General features: G+C 39.9%; 1 protein-coding gene. It reads right to left on the bottom strand.

Annotated features, from left to right (window positions below):
- Positions 1 to 256: 256 nt before the first annotated feature.
- A partial coding sequence (locus tag F6K37_RS41845) for a hypothetical protein (protein WP_287257149.1) occupies positions 257 to 1,533 on the bottom strand: 1,277 nt, incomplete at its 5' end.

Consider the following 1,533-nt stretch of genomic DNA (forward strand, 5'->3'; position numbering starts at 1 on the left):
CTATCAGCTATCAGCTAATGCGCTACAGATGGTGCTACTTGAGGTGCTAAAGGCCTTTGGCCACGCTACGCGAACAGCTAATTCGCTACGCGCACGCTACGGGAATGGCTGACGGCTGACGGCTGACTACTGAGTGCTGACGGCTGACTACTGAGTGCTGACGGCTGACTACTGAGTACTGATAGCTGAATGCTGATCAGTTCTACCAGACTTTTCCAAGTTTTTCGCTTAAGCTCGCTCTTAACCAGGGTGTCATTCAGCCCTGGTTTGCGCTATATAAATTTAGGCTATTTAGAATGTCTTTGATTGGTTGTTTGACCAAATCAAATGGCTTCTTAATAAAATAAACATGAAGTATTGAAGCTACTACTCCAGCAATAGTTTTGCCTTGGCAAAATAGATAGGCCTTACCATTTTCTATTTTGCTATCAAGAGCGTTTACTATTTTTGCTTCGGCATTAACGTCTTTCGCTAGCTTCAAAATTGCTACAGCATGACTTAGATCATGAGTATCTTGAATTTGCAATATTCTGTTCCAATTACTGGGTAATTTATCTGGAAAAGTTATAGCTTTGTCTAAATTACCAGAAATCAGTAAAGGCAGCATAGTTCTCACGCATTTAGGGCAGGTTCCACAGTTGGTTTCACCACCTTCATTATTAGTACATACCCTCAAATATTTCATAGCGAAAGGGTCTTTGGCTAAAAAGTTAGCAATTTTTTCAACCCTTTGGGTCTCTGAACCGTCATGAACTATATTAGTTTTTTCCGTTGACCATAGGTGGTCGAGTAATGGGCTAGTTCCCCAAGGAAAAACATCTTTATAAGAATCTGTTGAAGGAATTAAAACAGATTCTAAACCTGCTGAAAGAGAAAGGGAGACTGAAGCTAAGCCAGCCCCATGATAATAAGGTCCCCATTGTAAGTTAAAATGATTGCGGATATTTGTTTCACCGACAATACAATCTATACTGGCTGCATGGGCAACTTCCATAATCCTTGAAATTACCTTTTTTTCTTGACCATGTTTATAAATGCGTAAAGGTCGCTCAATGCCTTTCATGTAAATTAAATGAGAAAGGGGAAGTCCAAGGTCGCTACGGGTCTTCGTATGTTTAATAAAGGTATAAAACGAATCCACGCCCAAGGAGAAAAATGCTCCAACTTTGCTAAGGGATTTTTGATCATCGTTTGTTGGGGATTCTGCGGTAACTAAAACTTTTTTCAGCTGGGATGGATACCACTGATGAAAGATATCTTGTATGGTAGGTAAATTGCGAAAAAGTTTGGCAGAAATCAGCGGTTTTATCTCCAGATTTTCACCTTTCTCCATTGCCGGTAAAAGTAAGGCAGGAACAAAAGCATCGGCGCTTTCACTGACAAAATCAGCGAATCGTTGAGGATACTCAAAATAAATCTCTATTTCTTGGTCAAGGCTATCAACCTGCACGAGACCAACAAGTCTCACTGTGTCATTAGCAATGATTTTTTCAACATGCAGTAGTTTCATAAGATTTATTAGTGTAGTTGAAT

Source organism: Moorena sp. SIO4E2 (assembly GCF_010671945.1).
In the GTDB taxonomy this organism is placed as follows: Bacteria; Cyanobacteriota; Cyanobacteriia; order Cyanobacteriales; family Coleofasciculaceae; genus Moorena; species Moorena producens.